Source organism: Acinetobacter sp. YH16032, assembly GCF_013417345.1.
Taxonomy (GTDB): domain Bacteria; phylum Pseudomonadota; class Gammaproteobacteria; order Pseudomonadales; family Moraxellaceae; genus Acinetobacter.
The window spans coordinates 1-1,888 of record NZ_VPEE01000122.1 but is presented as its reverse complement, the minus strand read 5'-3'; the positions used below and the strand labels follow the sequence as shown (position 1 = coordinate 1,888).

The 1,888-nt window shown below is 35.9% G+C and carries 1 protein-coding gene; it reads left to right on the top strand.

The window, feature by feature from the left end:
• Window positions 1-1,284 precede the first annotated feature (1,284 nt).
• Window positions 1,285-1,888: replication initiation protein RepM (repM, locus tag FTV32_RS16785; protein ID WP_180029139.1), on the top strand; the 604-nt coding region annotated here is incomplete at its 3' end.

The window sequence follows — 1,888 nt, the reverse complement described above, 5'->3', positions numbered from 1 at the left end:
AGTTGCTGAATAGATTTAATTTGGTTTTATTTACAGATTAATTAGGTCACTTCGAGCGAATAAAAACGTAAGGGGTGGGTGAACGAAAGGCAATACGGTGCATAACCGGACTGAGAAAACAAAGTTTGTCAGGGGAGAGGTGTGGCAACCTCGGCAGCTATGAAATGCGGCAAGCCTGTTTGGCACGGAAGAAAGTGAATAAACGTTAAACATCCTGATGTAGCGCTCGGATGAATAATATTTCATGAGTAATCATTAAGAAAAGCGCTGGTTACGTTGAAGTTTGCGCTTTGAAATAACCCAGTTGTTCCGGAGACGGATCTGCTGCTGACTGATTTTTGCGATGATGGGCCGCAAGGCTCTAGTGGGATGATGTTATATAAAATCGTGATTGTGGAACTAAAACACAATTTGAAGTGTGTACTTTGTGATGTGTAGAAGTCAGGACCAGCTTAGTCTTGATGGAGGATCCATGAGAGTCGCTTCCACTGGAAACAGTGAAGATGTCGTAAGTTGATAACTGCGAGTTCGTTCTAGTCGCGAACTCAATAAATGATTAGCGTTAAGCGCGTTAGTTTCGTGAATTTGAACACGGCAAATCAAAACACAAGGCGGTCTCCTTAGGAGGCCGCCTTACCTTTTCCTGAAAGCTCATCATTTGCGTTTTAAGCACGTTTTCCTCATCGACATAGGATTCATAGTAATCAGTGAAAAAATCGCGCATACCCCCTATATTTTTGCGTTAAATCGCTATATCAGAGCGAGTGTCTACGAGCGAACATCGAAAAATCGCGCCTAGACTCTCTGAAAAACAATTTTTTAGTATCAAAATCTCAAAAACAGGAAATCACTTATAGAAAAGTGATTTCTAGACCGAGCGAAGCGAGTAAAAAAACTTATGAGCGAAGCGAATTCATTGTTGCTTTTGTTTTTTATTAAAGTCACAACGAGATTAGGCAAAAAATTGCCCCTCGAATCGAGCGAAAGCGAGATTCAATAGAGTTTGAGCGTAGCGAAAACATAGGGCAATTTTTCATTCCCTAAGCTTTTAATTATTTTTAATGTTTTTAAATGCTTTTATAGTTCATTAAGTGACTGTAAATAAATAATTTAATAGCTTATAAAGATAGGTTTAAGGGGTTATAAAGATAGGTTTAAGGGGTTATAAAGATAGGTTTAAGGGGTTATAAAGATAGGTTTAAGGGGTATTTGAATAGTTAAATTATTGACTATTTAAAATAGCCGGTATATAACCTATGTAGATTAATAAATAAGCTTAGAATTGTGACAAATACTAATAAGTTAGTTGTAAAAGATAATGCTCTGATTGATGCTTCATTCAATTTATCATTGATAGAACAAAGAATAATGCTTCTAGCTATAGTCGAAGCTAGAGAATCACAAAAGCTTTCCCCTGATACCCCGATAGAAGTATCAGTGAGTGACTATATTCATCAGTTTAAAGTCGATAGTAATAATGCTTATGCCTTGCTTAAAGATGCTGCTAGGACATTAAAACGAAGAGAATTTAGTTATCTAGATAGGTATAAGGGGATAGAGGCTCTTTCGACTGCCAATTGGGTTAATAAAGTAACGTATGTTGATAATAACGGTTTGATTGTTTTATATCTAAGTCATGAAGTAATTAGCTTAATAAGCAAATTGAGTGAGCAATTTACAAAATACTATATCGAACAAGTTTCAGACTTTAAAAGTAAATATAGTATTCGCTTATATGAACTTATTATTAAGTGGTTAAGCGTTACTAAGACAGAAAAATACAGCATCAATGACTTGAGATCAAAGCTTGGGCTGAGTGTTGAAGAGTATTCGACTATGTCTAATTTCAAGTCTAATGTATTAGACAAAGCAATTAGTGAAATTAACA